Annotated in this window: 18 protein-coding genes; 8 read left to right on the forward strand and 10 right to left on the reverse strand. The window is 45.9% G+C overall.

All coding sequences use genetic code 11. The features are described from left to right. Positions 1 to 263: 263 nt before the first annotated feature. Genes ACFQZR_RS21360 through opp4C form a run of 5 tightly spaced genes read left to right on the forward strand, consistent with a single transcriptional unit; the run spans position 264 to position 5,961 of the window. A complete protein-coding gene (locus ACFQZR_RS21360) occupies positions 264 to 1,286 on the forward strand; it encodes an ABC transporter ATP-binding protein (protein WP_379349715.1) in 1,023 nt (340 codons plus the stop codon). Next, positions 1,283 to 2,275 carry an ABC transporter ATP-binding protein gene (locus tag ACFQZR_RS21365; protein WP_379349717.1) on the forward strand — a complete coding sequence of 331 codons (993 nt, stop codon included), beginning with the start codon at positions 1,283 to 1,285 and terminating at the stop codon, positions 2,273 to 2,275. Before ACFQZR_RS21360 ends, ACFQZR_RS21365 begins: the two co-directional genes overlap by 4 nt. A 31-nt stretch (positions 2,276 to 2,306) precedes the next feature. Next, the gene (gene opp4A / locus ACFQZR_RS21370; RefSeq protein ID WP_379349719.1) at positions 2,307 to 4,097 is read left to right on the forward strand and encodes an oligopeptide ABC transporter substrate-binding protein; all 1,791 of its coding nucleotides are present in this window, start codon (positions 2,307 to 2,309) and stop codon (positions 4,095 to 4,097) included. A 12-nt stretch (positions 4,098 to 4,109) separates the two neighbouring features. Then, positions 4,110 to 5,075, forward strand: coding sequence for an oligopeptide ABC transporter permease (gene opp4B / locus ACFQZR_RS21375; RefSeq protein WP_379349721.1), 966 nt, complete (start codon positions 4,110 to 4,112; stop codon positions 5,073 to 5,075). Between the two features lie 10 nt (positions 5,076 to 5,085). Beyond that, the gene (gene opp4C / locus ACFQZR_RS21380) at positions 5,086 to 5,961 is read left to right on the forward strand and encodes an oligopeptide ABC transporter permease (protein ID WP_379349723.1); all 876 of its coding nucleotides are present in this window, start codon (positions 5,086 to 5,088) and stop codon (positions 5,959 to 5,961) included. A 57-nt stretch (positions 5,962 to 6,018) separates the two neighbouring features. On the opposite strand, the gene ACFQZR_RS21385 is transcribed toward opp4C, so the two are convergent. The 4 genes from ACFQZR_RS21385 to ACFQZR_RS21400 are packed head-to-tail and all read right to left on the reverse strand — an operon-like array spanning position 6,019 to position 9,041. After that, a complete protein-coding gene (locus ACFQZR_RS21385) occupies positions 6,019 to 6,690 on the reverse strand; it encodes an alpha/beta fold hydrolase (RefSeq protein ID WP_379349725.1) in 672 nt (223 codons plus the stop codon). Then, positions 6,687 to 7,094, reverse strand: a complete 408-nt coding sequence (locus ACFQZR_RS21390; RefSeq protein WP_379349727.1) for a DUF309 domain-containing protein — start codon at positions 7,092 to 7,094, stop codon at positions 6,687 to 6,689. The genes ACFQZR_RS21385 and ACFQZR_RS21390 overlap by 4 nt, the downstream gene beginning before the upstream one ends. Then, on the reverse strand, positions 7,091 to 7,909 hold the full coding sequence (gene yjbM, locus ACFQZR_RS21395; protein WP_018755788.1) for a GTP diphosphokinase: 819 nt from the start codon (positions 7,907 to 7,909) through the stop codon (positions 7,091 to 7,093). The genes ACFQZR_RS21390 and yjbM overlap by 4 nt, the downstream gene beginning before the upstream one ends. Positions 7,910 to 7,943: 34 nt before the next feature. Beyond that, entirely contained in the window at positions 7,944 to 9,041 is a 1,098-nt protein-coding gene (locus tag ACFQZR_RS21400) for a quinone-dependent dihydroorotate dehydrogenase (protein WP_379350928.1), read from the reverse strand. Between the two features lie 183 nt (positions 9,042 to 9,224). Here ACFQZR_RS21400 and ACFQZR_RS21405 point away from each other — a divergent pair, with 183 nt between their 5' ends. Then, positions 9,225 to 9,359, forward strand: a complete 135-nt coding sequence (locus tag ACFQZR_RS21405; protein ID WP_018755790.1) for a hypothetical protein — start codon at positions 9,225 to 9,227, stop codon at positions 9,357 to 9,359. Positions 9,360 to 9,373: 14 nt separating this feature from the next. On the opposite strand, the gene ACFQZR_RS21410 is transcribed toward ACFQZR_RS21405, so the two are convergent. From ACFQZR_RS21410 to ACFQZR_RS21420, 3 genes are all read right to left on the reverse strand, one after another. Further along, positions 9,374 to 10,780 (reverse strand): L,D-transpeptidase, encoded by a 1,407-nt coding sequence (locus ACFQZR_RS21410; protein WP_379349730.1) that lies wholly within the window; start codon positions 10,778 to 10,780, stop codon positions 9,374 to 9,376. 174 nt (positions 10,781 to 10,954) lie between these two features. Further along, complete coding sequence (locus ACFQZR_RS21415) at positions 10,955 to 11,188, reverse strand: ferredoxin (protein ID WP_026263794.1); 234 nt, start codon at positions 11,186 to 11,188, stop codon at positions 10,955 to 10,957. Positions 11,189 to 11,310: 122 nt separating this feature from the next. Further along, positions 11,311 to 12,606: a DNA polymerase IV gene (locus ACFQZR_RS21420; RefSeq protein WP_018755793.1), complete on the reverse strand. Its 1,296-nt coding sequence runs from the start codon at positions 12,604 to 12,606 to the stop codon at positions 11,311 to 11,313. A gap of 188 nt (positions 12,607 to 12,794) precedes the next feature. Here ACFQZR_RS21420 and cimA point away from each other — a divergent pair, with 188 nt between their 5' ends. Continuing rightward, on the forward strand, positions 12,795 to 14,411 hold the full coding sequence (gene cimA / locus ACFQZR_RS21425; protein ID WP_018755794.1) for a citramalate synthase: 1,617 nt from the start codon (positions 12,795 to 12,797) through the stop codon (positions 14,409 to 14,411). A gap of 72 nt (positions 14,412 to 14,483) precedes the next feature. Here the strand turns inward: cimA and ACFQZR_RS21430 are convergent, their stop codons facing one another. Further along, positions 14,484 to 15,035, reverse strand: a complete 552-nt coding sequence (locus ACFQZR_RS21430; protein WP_314588777.1) for a TlpA family protein disulfide reductase — start codon at positions 15,033 to 15,035, stop codon at positions 14,484 to 14,486. A 227-nt stretch (positions 15,036 to 15,262) separates the two neighbouring features. Between ACFQZR_RS21430 and ACFQZR_RS21435 the strand changes: the two genes are divergently transcribed. Continuing rightward, positions 15,263 to 16,597, forward strand: coding sequence for an MFS transporter (locus ACFQZR_RS21435; RefSeq protein WP_379349734.1), 1,335 nt, complete (start codon positions 15,263 to 15,265; stop codon positions 16,595 to 16,597). 9 nt (positions 16,598 to 16,606) lie between these two features. Here ACFQZR_RS21435 and ACFQZR_RS21440 read toward each other — a convergent pair whose 3' ends face one another. Continuing rightward, complete coding sequence (locus tag ACFQZR_RS21440) at positions 16,607 to 16,954, reverse strand: hypothetical protein (protein WP_379349736.1); 348 nt, start codon at positions 16,952 to 16,954, stop codon at positions 16,607 to 16,609. Between the two features lie 52 nt (positions 16,955 to 17,006). Then, the gene (locus tag ACFQZR_RS21445; protein WP_379349738.1) at positions 17,007 to 18,254 is read right to left on the reverse strand and encodes a cation:proton antiporter; all 1,248 of its coding nucleotides are present in this window, start codon (positions 18,252 to 18,254) and stop codon (positions 17,007 to 17,009) included. Positions 18,255 to 18,256: the final 2 nt, after the last annotated feature.

Raw genomic sequence — 18,256 nt, forward strand, 5'->3', positions numbered from 1 at the left:
TTCCGAACATATTAATATAAACTAACTGTAAACTTCACCTAATTATTGCCAATCATGTCGCGATTCACCGCGTTAAATTCCAAAAATTTCTACTCTTTATGTCGATTAACCTCAGCAAGCAACCACATCCAGGAATACTCACTGGAATACCACTCACCTAGAGCACATACTTCAAGATTATACACCATTCTAACTGAATTAACCTTCAAAACTGAATACCACCAATTGAAATCATGCTGTTCCATATCAAAATGAGGTGACTTATGAGCGAACCCACTCCAACTCCCTTGCTTGAAGTCGAGCATTTGCATGCTGGATTTCATATTCAAGGAAAGATGTATCATGCAGTTGATAATGTCTCTCTGAAACTTCACGCCGGCAAAATTATTTGCATTGTAGGCGAGTCCGGCTGCGGGAAGAGCGTGCTTTCTCTATCCATTATGGATCTTCTCCCTAAAGGTATCGGCTCCGTCACGGAAGGAAGAGTCCATTTCAATGGGCGCGATATTACGAAGCTGTCGATGGAAGAGATGAACAAGATTCGTGGGAAAGAGATCAGTATGATCTTCCAAGAACCGATGACCGCCCTTAATCCTGTATTCACCATTGGATCGCAGCTGCAAGAAGTCCTCCACAATCACACGACCATGAGCAAGAAAGTGTCCCGAGCACGCGTCATTGAACTGCTGAAGCAAGTTGGCATTTCAAGGGCTGATCATATTGTGGATGAGTATCCACATCAATTGTCCGGCGGGATGCGTCAACGCGTGATGATTGCGATGGCCATTGCCTGCAATCCCAAGCTGCTGATCGCGGATGAACCGACAACAGCACTCGATGTCACCATTCAAGCTCAGATTCTTGAGCTACTCAAAGATATTAAGCAACATAGCGATATGTCCATTCTGTTTATCACGCATGATCTTGGCGTTGTCGCGGAGATGGCGGATGAAGTGATCGTCATGTACGGCGGACAGATCGTAGAGCAAGCTCCTGTCGCTGCCATCTTCCATGATCCGAAGCATCCTTACCTGCGTCTACTCTTGCAATCGATTCCAAGAATGGAGGAGACCAAGCATCGCCTTGAATCTATCCAAGGTATTGTTCCATCCCTTCGAAATATGCCGCGTGTTGGCTGCCGGTTCGCAGATCGCTGCCCATCCGTGATGGACAACTGCCGAACCGTGACACCGCAGCTGTTGAAGGATGCAGGTGGTCACGCCGTTCGCTGCCTGCTGTACCAAGATACGTCATCACGATATTCGGAACAGGAGGTGAAATCATGAGTCAATCGAAGCAATCCATTGGGGCGCCCCTCCTTGAAATTACGAATCTGAAGAAGCATTATCCAATCTATGGCGGCATTTTTCGTAGACAAATCGGCAGCGTTAAAGCCGTCGATAATCTGACGCTTACCCTTCAGCAAGGTGAGACTGTCGGCCTTGTTGGCGAATCAGGATGCGGAAAATCGACGGCAGGGCGCACCATTCTGCGACTAACCGATCCGACCGAAGGGTCGATTCGCTTCGAAGGTCAAGACGTCACTTCGATCCGTGGAGAGAAGCTTAGACAGCTTCGCCAAAACATGCAGATGGTCTTCCAAGATCCATTCGCCTCGTTAAATCCGAAGATGATGGTCGGTCATATCGTGAGCGAGCCTATTCGGAACTATAACCGTATCCAAGAAAAAGCACTCACAGAAGAAACGCTGCAGCTTCTTGAACGTGTAGGATTACCTGCGGAAGCCTATTACAAATACCCGCATGAATTCTCTGGAGGACAACGGCAGCGTATCGGGATTGCACGATCACTCGCGCTCAAGCCGAAGCTGATCGTTGCTGACGAGCCCGTATCGGCCCTGGACGTATCTGTTCAATCTCAAGTTTTGAATCTACTCCAAGACCTGCAAGATGATTTTAAATTAACCTATTTATTTATTGCGCATGACCTTAGTGTCGTGAAGCATATCAGTAATCGCATCGGCGTGATGTATTTAGGCAGTCTGGTCGAGATTGCTGCGACTGACAGCATGTATCGCTCGCCATTGCATCCTTATACCCAGGCCTTAATCTCTGCGATCCCTGTTCCGGATCCGCTGAAGCGTAAGGAACGCATCGTATTACAAGGCGATGTGCCAAGTCCGGCCAATCCGCCAACCGGCTGCGCATTCCATCCGCGCTGCGTGCATGCGACAGCCATCTGCCGCGAAGTTCGCCCACAGTTACACCAGGCTGCACCTGGTCACCAGGTCGCCTGTCATTTATACACGACATAAATAAACATTTATTCGAAGGAGGCGTTATACGATGAAGAAATTTCTAACATTGATGCTCTGCACATTCCTCGTCATTTCATTACTCGCAGCATGCGGCAGCACGAAAGAAGCAACGACAGAGACCAAGAAAGAGGCTACAACGGATCAGGGCAAAGACGCAACAACCGAGAATAAGACCGAGACGAAGACGGAACCGACGACTGAGGCAACAAATGATCAACCCAAACCAGGCGGTAAAGTTACATACGGTTATGGTCAGCCTTTCAAGGGGCTTCTGGAATCAGCCTTCTGGCAAGGGCAAGATGACGGCTTGATCATAAGCGTCATCGATGACAGTTTATTTAAGACAGGTGATGACCTGAAAAATTATCCTAACATTGCGAACTGGACAGAATCTCCAGATCACAAAACATTCAAGTTTACGATCAAGCAAGGCGTCAAGTGGCATAATGGCGACGAATTAACCGTCGAAGACTGGAAATTCGCGCTTGAAGTCATCGCACATAAAGATTATACAGGCCCGCGTTACTCAAACGTTGAGATGATCCAAGGGGCTAAAGAATACCATGAAGGCAAAGCAAAAGAGATTTCCGGGATCAAAGTCATTGACCCGTACAACATTGAAATTACGGTAAATAAAGCAGCTGTCAATACACTCGATAACCTATGGAGCTCGCCAATGAACAAGAAGTATTATGAAGGCGTTCCTGTGGCCAAAATGGAGTCCAGTGACCAAGTTCGTAAGAACCCGATCGGTCTTGGACCTTTCAAAGTGAAAAAAATTCAACCGGGTGAATTCGTAGAACTCGAGCGTTTCGATGATTACTGGCAAGGTAAACCGTACCTCGATACGATCGTCTACAAGGTGATTGACGATAAACTTGCAACATCTTTACTTGAAAAAGGCGAAATCGACTATATGTCGTTGCCGAATTCGCAATACAAAGAAGCTGAGAAGCTTAAGAATATTTCACTGACCAAAAATGACTCCCTATCCTACAGCTATATCGGCTTCAGCCTTGGACACTGGGATAAGAAACAAGAAAAAGTTGTCATGGATAAACCAAAATTCGCAGACAAACGTCTTCGTCAAGCGATGTACTATGCCATTGATGTGCAAGGTATGATTGATGGGTTCTCCAATGGATTAGGTACGCCTATCTACGCACCGATGCCAACCGTGAGCTGGGCGAAGATTCCAGACGATCAGATCACCAAATACAGCTATGACCCAGAAAAAGCAAAACAACTGCTTGATGAAGCTGGATACAAAGATGTCGACGGCGATGGCTTCCGTGAAGATCCAAAAGGCAAGAAGTTTACGATCAATTTCGATGCGATGCAAGGTTCAGAAATTGCAGAACCACGTGCACAATACATTCTTCAAATGTGGAAAGATGTAGGTTTAAACGCGAAACTGAATGGCGGCGCTCTCAAAGAATTTAACTTATTCTACGATACGATTCAAAATGATGATCCTTCTGTAGAAACATTTATGGGTGCATGGGGACTTGCGAGTGACCCAGATCCTTCAGGTCTTTGGACAGAAAAAGATGCATGGAACTTCCCTCGTTGGGTGAACGCAGCGTCCGACAAGCTCATTGCGGATGGTATTGGCGAGAAAGCATTCGATCCAGAACAACGTAAACAAATCTATTTTGAGTGGCAAAAACTAGTCAATGAAGAAGTGCCTATGATCTTCCTATCTGCACCACAAGACGTTGCTGCGATTAATAATCGTCTGAAAGGCGTTCATCTGAACTCTTTCTCCAGCAGTAACTTGTTAGATGCACACTTATGGTGGGTGACAGACGGAAAATAGGAGTGAACGACCATGCTAACATACTCAATCCGCAGGATCCTGGGAATGATCCCGCTCCTAATCATTATTTCTATCATTGTCTTTGGTCTTGCTAAAATGATGCCGGGCGATGCACTCACGGGTCAGATCGACCCTACGAAAGCAACGCCCGAGTATCTCGCAGAAATGCGCGAGAAATTAGGATACAACGACCCAATTCCAGTGCAATACTGGAATTGGGTACAAGGACTTATCAAAGGCGACTTTGGTCAGTCCTTCATCCATAAGCTTCCGGTATCCGAGATGATCGCGCAGCGGTTGCCGAATACGCTCTTGCTAGCGGTCGTATCTCTGGTCATTACCTACACTTGTTCATTTATGATGGGCATTTATGCTGGGCGATATCCGAACACATTAGGTGATCGTTCCATCATTTCATTGAACTATGTCGCATATGCCGTCCCTTCGTTCGTTGCTTCGATCATTGCAATTTATGTCTTTGCAATTAAGCTCGGATGGGTGCCGATCAGCGGCTCGGTAAGCATTGGGGTTGAAGATACCAGCTTGATGTATGTGCTAAGCAAGCTGAAGCACACCATCCTGCCGGCACTTGTACTAGGGCTCTTCAATACCGCAGCGTATACGCAATTCCTGCGCAATGATATTATCGATAGCACGCGCAAAGATTATGTCCGGACAGCGATGGCAAAAGGGACAGATGCTTCGGCGATCTATAATCGTCACATTCTAAGAAATTCACTGATCCCGATTGTCACCTTCTTCGGGTTCGATATTGCAGGGTTGCTGGGGGGCGCTGTCGTTGTCGAGACGATCTTTGTCTATCCCGGGATGGGCAGCTTATTTATAAATTCCATATCAAACCGAGATTATTCCGTGGTTATGGCCGTAACGCTCCTGCTCGCCCTAATGACCTTGCTTGGAAATCTAATCGCTGACCTGTTGTACGGTGTCATTGACCCGCGCATCCGGTTAAGTTAGGAGGCGTCTAATGCTACCCGTTCATCCACAGCGAAGCACTTCACCATGGCGGCTCGCATTCGCCGAATTCCGCAAGAATAAGCTTGCGATTACTTCCGTAATCTTCTTGTTTATCGTAACCGCTCTCTGTATTTTAGCGCCTTGGTTAACCTCTTGGGATCCCGTCAAAATCAATATCCGGTTTATAAATAAAGGACCTTCAGCTGAGCATTGGCTTGGAACCGATAAAGGGGGGCGCGATATTGTCGCACGTCTGCTCTATGGCGGACGGACGACCTTATGGATCTGTTTCTCTATTAGTCTTATCGTTACAATATTAGGGACACTTGTAGGTTCGATTGCAGGCTATTTTGGGGGCCGTGTAGATAGTTGGCTCATGCGCTTCACGGATTTAGTCTTGATATTTCCGTTCCTCGTATTCGTTATCGTATTAAAAGCGATATTCCCGGATACAGGGATATCCATCTTCATTATCGTTGTCAGCATTCTCGGATGGGGAGGAACGGCAAGGCTTGTACGAAGTAAGATTTTAGCAGAGAAAGAAAATGAGTATGTCTTAGCTGCTATTTCAATTGGCTGTAAGCCTTCCATCATTATCACGAAACATTTACTACCGAACGTTATTACGACCATTATCGTCCAAGCTATCTTGATCGTAGCCGGTATGATTACGGTTGAGACGGGTCTCAGCTACCTCGGATTTGGTGTTCCGGCGAATATCCCTAGCTGGGGCAATATGATGTCAGACGCCATTTCGCCAGAAGTCATCAAGAACTATTGGTGGGTATGGCTTCCATCTGGCATACTCATCACAGCTACAATTCTCGCCATCAACTTCCTCGGTGAGGGTTTGAAAGACGCATTCAACACGAAGAAACCTTCATAAACGCAAAAGCACTAGCTGGAAGTTCCCCTTCCTAGCTAGTGCTTTTTCTTATCCTGCTTATACGTTTACCACGATCTGACTTAAAAATGTGCGAATTTGCTTATCGAGTCCCCTCGGATCCTCCACCGGCAAATAATGTCCGCAATGCGGCATTTGACAGGATTGCACCCCCGGCACTTGGCGCTTAATTAACTGCAAGCTCTTCATAATCGACGGCAATTCTTTATCCCCGTACAAGACTAGCCATGGTTGGTTAACGTCTTGAATCTTACCTTTCAGTTCTTTACGGAATGCTTCAAGCTCGAGCATTTTCGATGGCTGCACTGCAAATGTATCAAAGTAAGGCGTGAGTTCCTCTTTGGAACTTCGTTCAAATGGAGATAATCCGCCATTAATTTTCATATCCTTCCGTGCTAAGATCTTCAGCATGGACATCTGTAGGATCGAATAAGGCTGTAAATTCGGTGAGATGGTCACGAGCCCCTTCACACGCGATTTGTACTGCAAAGCTACTCGTATCGCCTCTAAGCAGCCAGCACCATGTCCAATACAGATCCATTCCTCGTTCTCAGCAGCTTCTGCTTCATAATCCATTTGTACCTGTCCTAGGGGTGGGAATATTGCCACACATTGGGTATTATAGCCCTGCTGCTCTAAATAGCGCTGGAGCTGACCGAATGTTTCTACTTTCATATTTAACCCCGGAAACAACCATATCTTCGTAATCACTTGAATTCCTCCATCATGCTCTGTACTTCTGTCATAACCTTTAGCAACTCAGTATCCTCAATCTGAATCGTTAAGTGGTAAAAAGGAAAAGGAGCCTGTTCCCAGCACTCCAATTGTGAGACATATTGTCTTGCTTCATGAATCAGCTGGCCTAGGTTAATCCCGAGCATCTGATCCGGGTATTGAATTAATTTCTCAATCCCTGCCATGAACAATTTGCGAGAACCCGTCACATTCCCATTCTCGAAATGATACAATCTCACGGCAATTTGGAGCAAGCCTTGGTATAGTGGGTTACGACCCTCTTCTAACCAGAGCTCCTCCATCACTTCATGACACTCATAATAATCCCTATTCCAATTAAAATGGATTAAGAATTGAATGTACAGCCGATCATACATCATATTTCGTCAACAACATCATCCGGTTTCTTTTTAACTTGAACGAACGTAGCTTCCACACGCTTATAGAGCTCTTTAATGCCTTCCTCATCATCGTTCATCCAGAGTTCATTGAATTGATGCTGGAACGCAATAGCTTCACGGATATGGTGATGGAAGTAAAGCTCCGAGATGTAGTTTAAGATTTTGGTTGTGATATTCGACTTCTCTTCGAAGCTGATCTGCGCATCGAGAATTTCTTGACGAATACTGGACATCTCGTTATCCAGTACAAATGCTGCTTCTGCCGCCTTCTTCAATCGAATACGCATTTCCCCTGGCAGACTTTCACGATATTTGTAATTCAGAGAATGTTCAATCGTCGCCCAGAAGTTCATCGCAAGCGTTCGGATCTGAATCTCTGCTAGCACTCTCTTCTGTCCAAGCGCAGTCTGAACCGGATACTCAATAATCATATGGAAACTACGGTATCCACTCTCTTTGTAATTCGTAATATAATCCTTTTCGTAGATCACGCTTAAATCTTTACGTTCACGAATATATTCTGCGACACGGCGAATATCATCTACGAACTGGCACATAATGCGTATGCCTGCGATATCCTCAATCCCCGTATCGATATTTTCCATAGCTACATTAAGTCGTTTCGCTTTATCGAGAATGCTGGAAATTTTCTTCACACGACCGGTCACGAACTCTATTGGTGCATACTCTTCACGCTTTTTCAATTCTGCACGCATCGTCTTGAATTTGACTTTTAATTCTTCCACGGCTTGTTCATATGGTAGCAAAAACTTTCCCCAATCTCTTCCGTCCATCAGAACGCCTCCTGTACTCAAGTTTCCGCCCAAGTTAACGATGATCCGCACCCACTGCTTCGGAAATATGGGCATATCCGTCTCTTCTTAACAATTCCCTTAATCCCTGATGTAATTCGCGATTAATGCCTGGCCCATTATAAATTAATGCCGTATAAATCTCCACCAAGCTAGCTCCAGCGCGAATTTTATCGTACGCATCTTGACTTGTGAATATGCCACCGGAACCAATGATTGGCAGTTTGCCATCCGTCTGGCTATAAATGCGGTGGATAATCTCCGTTGAACGATCACGAAGCGGCTTGCCGCTTAAGCCCCCAGCTTCCTTCTTATTCGCGTGCTGAAGACCTTCCCTCGATAGGGTCGTATTCGTTGCAATAATACCCGCAACACCGCTCTCCGCGATCGTAGCAATCATATACTCTAGCTCATCATCATTGACATCTGGAGCAATTTTGACGAGAACCGATTTGGGTTGTCCCGTACTCTTCGCTGCCTGCCGATCCCGCTCTTCCGTCACCGCCTGAAGCAGCTCCTTCAATTCATTGCCATGCTGCAAATTACGCAAATCCGGTGTATTCGGTGAACTAATGTTCACGACAAAGAAGTCCGCTTCCGAATACAAGTCACGGATTAATGATTGATAGTCATCCGCTGCATGTTCATTTGGTGTCACTTTATTCTTGCCAATGTTGACCGCAACAGGGATTCTGCGCGATTTGAGAGATGCGAACCGTTCCTTCATGGCTTGCGCACCTTCATTATTGAAGCCCATTCGGTTGATGAGCGCTTCGTCCACTGGGAGACGGAACAACCGCGGTTGGTCGTTGCCCACCTGTCCCTTCGGGGTTACGGTTCCGACTTCCATAAAGCCAAAACCGATCGAAGAGAACCCTTCTATGGCTGCGCCATTCTTATCAAGCCCTGCTGCAAGCCCAATCGGATTCGGAAAATGAATGCCGAATAAATCAACAGCGAGATCTGCCGTTTCCTGGACACCGTACAAGCCACGCATTATCGCTAATGCCCCAGGAACCTTGTCGCCAATCTCTAGACCGCCTATTGTAAAATGATGCGCCTTCTCCGCATCCATCTTGAATAAGTACGGTTTCAATATTTTTTGATAAAGCAAGTTGTCCACTCCGTTCTCATCTATACGTCGTTCCATTTCTCCTACAAATATTTTATCCGTTTCCGCCAAAAAAGGAAAGTCTGTTCGCCCTTTAAAAACCATGAAACTCTAGATATTCGGCAGGAAAACGATTACAATAGGTATATATCTATTACTTTATTGATAAAGAGAGGTTGAACCACAATGTCTACAAAAAGAAAACCCCCGACGATGACGCATAAGCCGAAGGAAGAGGTTAATAAGAAAGCCATCATTTGGACAGGCGCTATTTTCGTTATACTTGTTGTCATTGTAGCTGTTCTGATTCTGATCCAATAAAGCTATTCCTATATTTAATTCAACCATTTATAGACTTTATGGGGATTCGTCTGATTTTGGCCTTGCTGCGGTCTAACCTTGAAAGGTTGCTGCGGTTCTACAAGATCATCAGGTAGAATTCCCTTTTTAATGACCACTTTCGTACCAAGGGGCACCATATCGAACAATTCCTCGACATCCGCTTGACGCATTCGTATACAACCATGGGATTCATCTTTCCCAATGCTCGCCGGCTCATTCGTGCCATGAATGGCATAGAGCGTATCTGATAACGTCATTCCTCGGCTGCCAAATTCACCGTTTGACTTCCCGTTGGGGTTTTTGACCTTTTCGCTGATTTCGAACGATCCTTCCGGCGTCTGATCGCCACCAAGTCCGACCTCATAGCTGCGCCAAATCACGCGGCCTGATACGACAGCTAGTCGATGATTCTGTTTGTCGATCACGATCTTATAGGCTTCATCAAACAGCAATTTGGCCGAATTCGTACTCATATTAACAGCAACTGCAGCGGAAGAGTCAGCGATTGATTGTTTATCCTCGGACTCTTGTTTACTTGATTTGTCTTGCCCTAAAATGGTCTGGCTGTGATTCAAGGGTGTGAATAACGAACGCATATTCGGCGTATTGCCGGCCATCACATTCCTCGGATAGGAATCGGTCAGATCCGCAATTTGCGTGGGCTTCTTGCTATAAATTTGCTGATATCCCATGATCCCAGACCGCAGCGATTGAATTTCTTCGATTTGTGTGACCCACTTCGCAATATAGGTCCGCGTAGTACGTGGTATATCCGGTGTGCAATCGCAGACCGCAGGGTCGAATACTTGCACATCATATGTCCGATGACTTGATGAAGTGACAGGATCCTCTTGCTGCTTCACTTCCCCCATCAATTGCGGTTGATGCGACCATAATAGCCACGAACCACGCTGCTTGAGCTCCAGTATGACGGCTCGCTGCCCCGGAGTTCCTTGGATCATGTGGGAAGAGATCGCTTGCTGCCATGCAGTACCTGCCTTCTCCTTATCTCCTACGAGATAGATCATTGGCTGCTCTTGCGGCTTCTGCGGCTTGGTTACCTCTAGAGGGAGTTGAAGGTCTGTAGGTTCCGCACCCGGTGCGCCAGAAATTCCGCATATAAGTAATAGCATGAGCGCAATCATTGACCACCTACGCCTTGCGATACGTTTACGTTGTCGTTCAATAAGCTGTCGCTCCCGCTCGGCTGCTTCTAATAGCCACTTCGCTGGAATTTGTGTATGCTCGAATGCTTCATAGACATCCCCTGCCTGATTGAAGCAATAATTTGCTTTGCCGATCTGTCCTGTCGCCTCATATTCCTTGCCTAACAGATACCATGCCATTCGGTTATCGGGATGGGACTCTACATATCTTTTTAGAAAAAGAATATCTTTCATAATGTCTCCTCCTTCCTATGCAATCCCTACCCCATATATCGGCATTTCACTGCGATCCTTGAACCGTTGTAACGGCATACCGCGTGGATCCCAAAAATCTAACACACCAAAAAACCCCAGCCCAAAGGACTGGAGTCTTATGTGTAATGTAGATTCTATGATAATGAATACGGATTAGTTAAATGGTGTGTCCGCGATTTTGATAGAATCAGTTGGGCAACCATCTGCTGCATCTTGAAGATCATCGTAAAGATCCTCTGGGATTTCAGTTGTTCCCATATTGTTGTCCCCATCAAAAATTACTTCTGCAATACCTTCATCGTCATAATCATAAATATCTGGTGCAGTTGCACCACACGCGCCACAGGCGATACAAGTATCTTTTTCAACCCAAGTGAATTTTGCCACGGCCAATTTTCCCTCCTGTTATAGGTCCAATCTTTCATTACCCTCACCAATCAATATAATACAAAAACGAGCTAATTTCAAACAGTTTGTCATTATTTTCTAAGCGAAGTTGCATAATGCGATCATTCTTGTTCCTTATTCTCCTGCCGGCTGAAATCCATCTGTAAAGAAGTACCGCGAATTCGATGATTTCTTATCAAAGCTGATGGGTCATCCGTGAGCATACCAGCGGTCAATATTGCATTCTCGCCAAATTTATCTCTGAGCTTATCCATCGCTACATTCAATTGATCCTTCTTCGGCTGTTTCTCATAATCGAACAAATCCAATTGAATCGCCGTCTCCGATTTGGGGACTAAATTCTGCAGCGCAACACCCAGTAGTCGGACAGGCATATAGGCAGGCCAGTGGCGATCGAACAACGCACAGGCGTCCCGATAAATTTCATCCGCTGTGTCTGTTGGAATATCCCGAGTAGACGATCTCGTAATCGTCTTCATATCCGGCGTTCGAATCGTGATCTGGATCGTCTTCGCCATCAATTGTTGTCTGCGCATACGCCGTCCTACCTGATCGGACAAATTCAAGAGCACTCGATGTGCATCGTTTCGGCTGCTCACATCATTTGGCAATGTTGTTGTATGCCCAATGGACTTACTCTGTTCCCGCTCCGGATTCACGGGGGATTCATCAACCCCATTAGCGGCTTGCTTCAGCCATGTCCCAATTACGCCGAATGCATTGAGCAGTTTACGCTCATCCGCCTGTGCTAGCTGACCAATCGTGTAGATTTGATGCTTTTTCAGTTTCTGCGCTGTTTTCTCGCCAATCCCGAATAAGCTGTTGCACGGCTCCTCCCAGAGCACCTTAGGCATGTCTCGACGCCGGAGAACGGTAATGCCATTAGGTTTTTTCATATCTGAGGCCATCTTCGCGAGCAGCTTATTCGGCCCGATGCCGATGGAACAAGGAAGTGACAACTCATCACGAATTCGACGCTGTATGTCCTCCGCAATCTCTAGCGGCGTACCGAACTGCTTCGATCCGGTAATATCCATATAACACTCGTCGATTGACATCGCTTCGACGAGCGGTGTATATTCATTGGCCAGCTTCATGAACGCATTCGAATATCTTCGATATAAATGAAAGTCTGGCTGAATAATAATTAATGAAGGACAAATCTTCAATGCCTGACGCACTTGCATTCCGGTTCGAATCCCCAGCTTCCGCGCAGCATAGGAGCAAGTGACAATGATCCCTTTGCGGAGTTCTATACTCCCGGCTACGGCCGTTGGTTTATCCATATACAAATGTGGCTCTTCGGCCGCATGCACGGAGCAGTAGAAGGCATTCATATCCACGTGCAGAATGACGCGGCCTTTCTCAGGATAAAATTGCTCTGTATTCGATCTCAATGGTTCTCACCCAATTTCTGCAAGCTTCATCCATCTCTTCTCAGCATACCTTGTCATTTCGAAGGGGGTCAAGTTCAAGGAAGTAGAAAAATATTGAATTTTCTATCTACTTTCTACCATTAGCGTATGTTATAATAAGAAATTATACTTCTAGATCGAATTCATTACTTCCTAAAGGAGGCCCTCTCATGTCAACGGCAATTTCAATCTTTGATACGACACTGCGCGATGGGACGCAAGGCGAAGGAATCAGCTTATCTGCTGATGACAAGCTCAAAATCGCGAAAAAACTCGACACCTTTGGTGTTCATTATATTGAAGGCGGTAATCCAGGCAGTAACGGCAAAGACATTGAATTTTTCAAACGAGCAGTGAATTTGAATTTACGGGCGAAGCTCACTGCATTCGGGAGCACTAGACGCAAAGACTCAGATGCCACGCAGGATGCGAACTTGAATCGCATTGTAGAATCTGGCGTGAAAGCGGCAACTTTGGTCGGGAAGTCATGGGATTTCCATGTTCATACCGCATTACAGACGACGCTTGAAGAAAATCTTGCGATGATCTATGATTCCATTGCGTTCCTGAAACGCAACCATCTAGAAGTTATTTTCGATGCGGAGCATTTCTTCGACGGGTACAAGAACAACCCTGAATACGCCGTCGCTGTACTCAAACGCGCTCAGGAAGCTGGAGCGGATTGGGTTACGATGTGCGACACAAATGGCGGCACCTTACCAAGCGAGGTGTTCGATATTGTCAGCAACATCTCGAATGAACTGACAGCCAAGCTTAGTATTCACACCCATAATGATTGCGAACTAGCCGTTGCTAACACGTTAGCTGCTGTGCAAGCAGGCGCAAGACAAGTACAAGGCACAATCAATGGCTATGGAGAACGCTGCGGCAATGCCAATCTCTGCTCCATTATTCCAAATTTACAGCTCAAAATGGGCTACAATTGCATCCCGGAAGAGCAGATGAGTCAATTAACAAATGTTTCGCGTTACGTCAGTGAAATCGCAAATGTGCTCATGCCTGTGAACCAAGCCTATGTGGGTAATGCTGCTTTCGCTCACAAAGGCGGTATCCATGTCTCTGCGATCATGCGAGATTCACGTACTTACGAGCACATCGTTCCTGAATCTGTCGGGAACAAGCAGCGTGTACTCGTCTCTGAACTTGCGGGACAGAGCAATATCCTATCGCGGGCGCAAGATCTCGGCATCGAGCTTGACTCCAATAATCCGCTGACGAAAGATGTCATGGGCAAGATCAAGGATTTGGAACACCAAGGCTATTCCTTCGAAGGCGCTGATGCTTCCCTCGAACTGTTGCTCCGCCAAGCGAATGGCGAGATGACCGAGTTATTCACACTCGAATCGTTCAAGATGACCGTTGAGAAGACAGCAGACCGTCCGGTCGTCTCAGAGGCAATTGTGAAGATCCGAATTGATGACGAGAGCATCTACACGGTTGCGGAAGGCAACGGACCTGTGAACGCACTCGATAATGCACTACGTAAAGCGTTGCTTCAGCACTTCCCAACACTGAAAGATATGCATCTCTCTGACTATAAAGTTCGGGTCATGGACGATCAAGATGCTACTTCCGCGAAAGTACGCGTACTCATTGAATCAACTGACTTTAATAATCGGTGGAATACCGTTGGCGTATCCGGCAATATTATCGAAGCCAGCTGGGAAGCACTTGTCGATAGTATACGCTATGCATTACTCGGCCAGACGAAGGTGGAAGGCGTGCCTGTTCCCGAACCTCAACGCTTTGGTCTTGTGAACCACTAATACCTATTACAATACGAAACCCTCAAACTCACTTAGAGCTTGAGGGTTTATTGTTGTTACACGCTTATTTCCTTAATCTGCAATAATATTCTGAATCTTCTCCTCAAGCGTCTTTGCAGGCACAACGCCGATCGTAATATCACGGATGACACCATCACGATCAATCAGAATATTCGTCGGGAACGCAATCCCTTTATAAAGCTTAAATTGGTCGCCCTTCGTATCCATCAGGATCGGATTCGTAAGTTGATACTGCTCAACGAATGCCTTGGCATTCTCAAGTGTATCTGTCGAGGTCACGTTCACGGAATACAGGTCCAGCTTCTCCTTATACTGCTCTGAGAATCGCTTTAAATCCGGCGCTTCTTCTTGGCACGGTTCACACCAAGACGCCCAGAAGTTAATCATGGTCACCTTATCACGTTTACCGCCAACCGAATACGTCTTGCCATCCAATGCTTCCAGCTCAAAACCAGGAGCCAGCTTGTTCAGCATTGGCGCAGCTTCCGTCGGTAAGGCGGATGAATTCGAATTCACAGGACGATCTTTTTTGGTTCCATTTTGATTGATTGCAATCGTCACTAACAGCACAATAACAACCAATAGCCATAAGTTCCTTCTCATCGGTGATTTACCCTTCTTATCGATTCATATTTATATGCATTGCGCACATGGTCTTTAACTTCTATTGTACCCTCTTTTTCCTCATATTTTCAAACCTTACCAATCTTTTTTTGCATGTCACCCCATCAAATCGGCAACAATAATGGCACATGACACCAAAATACCCCACAAAGCGGGGCTTTGGCTTCGGAGTCGATTCATGTCCTTTGTGGGGACCCCGAACACTTATGAAATCTTTAGAAAGGTTGGGAAGAATGGCCACCAAAACAAAGTCCAAAAAGCTTCTTTCCATCTCATTCGAGAGCGAGATTGAATCGAGTTCGAAGAACAATGATTCATCCGAAACAAAACCAGACGCATCCCAGAGCGATAAAGGAAGTGTATGGAAGTATATAGCCCTTGCCAGCATTCCATTGGTTCTAGTGCTCGGCAATTCCATGCTTGTCCCTATTCTGCCACAGCTGCAGTCACAGCTTCACATTTCCCAATTCCAGAGCAGTCTGGTGATCTCGATTTTCTCCATCGCTGCGGCTCTTATCATACCGCTCGTTGGTTATTTATCCGATCGGTTCTCACGTAAAGCGATCATGATTCCTGCTTTAATTGTTTACGGCAGTGCGGGCATTCTAGCAGGATTCGCTGCGGCATGGGGCTCCTACTCGTGGCTTATTATCGCACGTGCCATTCAAGGTATTAGCGCGGCTGGTACCGCTCCTATTGCCATGGCCCTCGTCGGTGATCTATTTAAGGATGGTGAAGAGAGCAAAGCACTCGGATTAATCGAAGCCTCCAATGGTGCAGGGAAAGTTGTAAGCCCCATTCTTGGATCGCTTCTCGCTTTAATCGTATGGTATGCAGCCTTCTTCGCATTCCCTATTTTTTGCGGGATATCGCTCGTGATGGTTATTTTCCTCATCAAAGAACCGGAACGAAAAAATGAACCTTTGCCATTGAAACCCTATTTGCATAAAATCGGGGCTATTTTGAAAAAGAAAGGCCGCTGGCTCATTACTTCATTTTTTGTCGGATCCCTTGCGTTATTCATCCTGTTCGGGATTTTGTTCTACCTGTCTAATATTCTGGAGAAGAAACCTTATAATATCGATGGGGTTGTAAAAGGTCTTGTATTAGCCATTCCACTCCTCGGCTTGGTCACGACTTCGTACATTTCAGGAAGTGTCGTCAAAAAAAGCGGGGTTCTCATTCGTTGGTTCGTCAATATCGGACTCATTGTGATGACGGCTTCCCTTGCCTTAGCCATCTTCTTCAACAAAAATATCTATGTATTTATTGGATTGCTTACACTCAGCAGCATTGGAACGGGGTTGTTATTGCCTTGTCTCAATACGATGATTACAGGTTCGGTTGAGAAGGGTGAACGCGGAATGATTACATCATTATATAACAGCTTACGTTTCCTCGGGGTGGCGTTCGGTCCGCCATTGTTCGGGTGGATGATGGGTATATCACATGCTACGATTTTCATTACCGTATCTGCGTTGTCGCTCATCGGTCTCGGGCTTAGCTTCTTCCTCATCAAACCGGATGCTACGGTCAAATAAACAGTCCAGTCATAGATAATTCGAGGTGTACTTAATCGGCCATAACAGCCTCCGTCTCAGCAGCAAAATAAACCAAGATGCTACAAACACTTCAAGCATCATCGAACGTACATTCCGCTCCATGTTGTTGGTGGAATCCGTCTTGATCTCAGGCAACTGAGGAATGGTTAGCATATGCAGCTTCATACTGCGCTTGACTGTAATAAACCCGTCTTTCTGTGAGCCTTTGAGGAGTAATTCATTCGAGCCAATCGGCGCACTTGCATTTTCAACGAACGCGATAGGAATAAAAATAGACAACAGCAAAATCATGCTCATCCAACAGGTGAGTGTGATTTTTTTGCTTTTATTCATCATTTTTTGTTCCTCCTCTCCGTTAAAAATGACAACCGATTTACTATTATTCTTCCTATGAAGGATCTTCTACTTTTTTCATTTCGGTCTTCGCTGCATTTTTCTTCTTATAATTGCGATCGAGCTTAAAGATCCGATTCATGAAATTGTAGACATGTTTCGATTCCTTGGTTAATAGTGGACCTAAGATCGCTAAGATTAACACGTACAATGCAGAGAATGGCTGCAATATCGCCAGTAATCCCCCTGCTTTCCCCAGGTTCGCTATGATGATCGAGAATTCCCCGCGTGATACAATCGTGAGTCCAATATTGGATGAGGCCTTGGGTGATAATCCGGCACTGCGACCCGCGAGCATACCTGCAATATAGTTACCAATTAATGTGATGACGACCGCGCCAAGTGATAACCACACCGCTCCACCAAGCGTGAACGGATCAATCGTCAATCCGAAGCTGAAGAAGAATAGTGCTCCGAAGAAATCACGAAACGGTAAAATCAAATGTTCAATTCGCTTCATATGCTCTGTCTCTGCAAGAACCAATCCAACGAGCAGCGCACCGATGGCTTCAGCAACATGGATGGTCTCGGAGAAGCCCGCAACAATGAACAGCGTGGCAAATACCGCCAGCAAGAACAGTTCATTGGATCGAATGTTAAACATTTTGTTCAGTAAAGGCAGTGCTTTACGTCCAACGACAATAACTAAGAGCATATATCCAAGAGCAATCGCTGCAGATAGCAATACTCCACCGATGGAGCTCGCACCACTAAGCACAAGACCGGATAGAATCGAAATGTAAACGGCTAGGAAAATATCCTCGAACATGATAATGCCCAGAATCATCTCCGTTTCCGCATTCGCCGTACGCTTCAGATCTACCAGTACCTTGGCAACAATCGCACTGGATGAAATACTCGTAATCCCGGCAATAATGAGTACTTCTTGAAACGGTAGCCCCGCGCCAAATCCGAAGAGAAGTCCTAACGAAAAGTTAATCACGATATAGATCGTCCCGCCGATGGCAATTGACTTACCCGCCTTTATTAGACGCCCTACAGAGAACTCTAGACCCAAATAAAACAATAAGAAGAGTACGCCTAGCCGTCCAAGAAGTTCAATTAACTCGGCACTATGAATAAACCGAAAATCAAAGTTACCAAACTTAGGTGCGTGAGGACCTACAACCATCCCAACAAGAATATAGAAAGGAATGACGGAGAACCTTAGTTTTGCAGATAACAAACCAGCAAGCGCAATGAGCGCTACAGCTAGGCCAAGCTCTAAAACAACATGCTCCATCC

It is taken from the genome of Paenibacillus sp. GCM10027629, from assembly GCF_042676425.1.
GTDB classification, from domain to species: Bacteria; Bacillota; Bacilli; order Paenibacillales; family Paenibacillaceae; genus Paenibacillus_K; species Paenibacillus_K terrigena.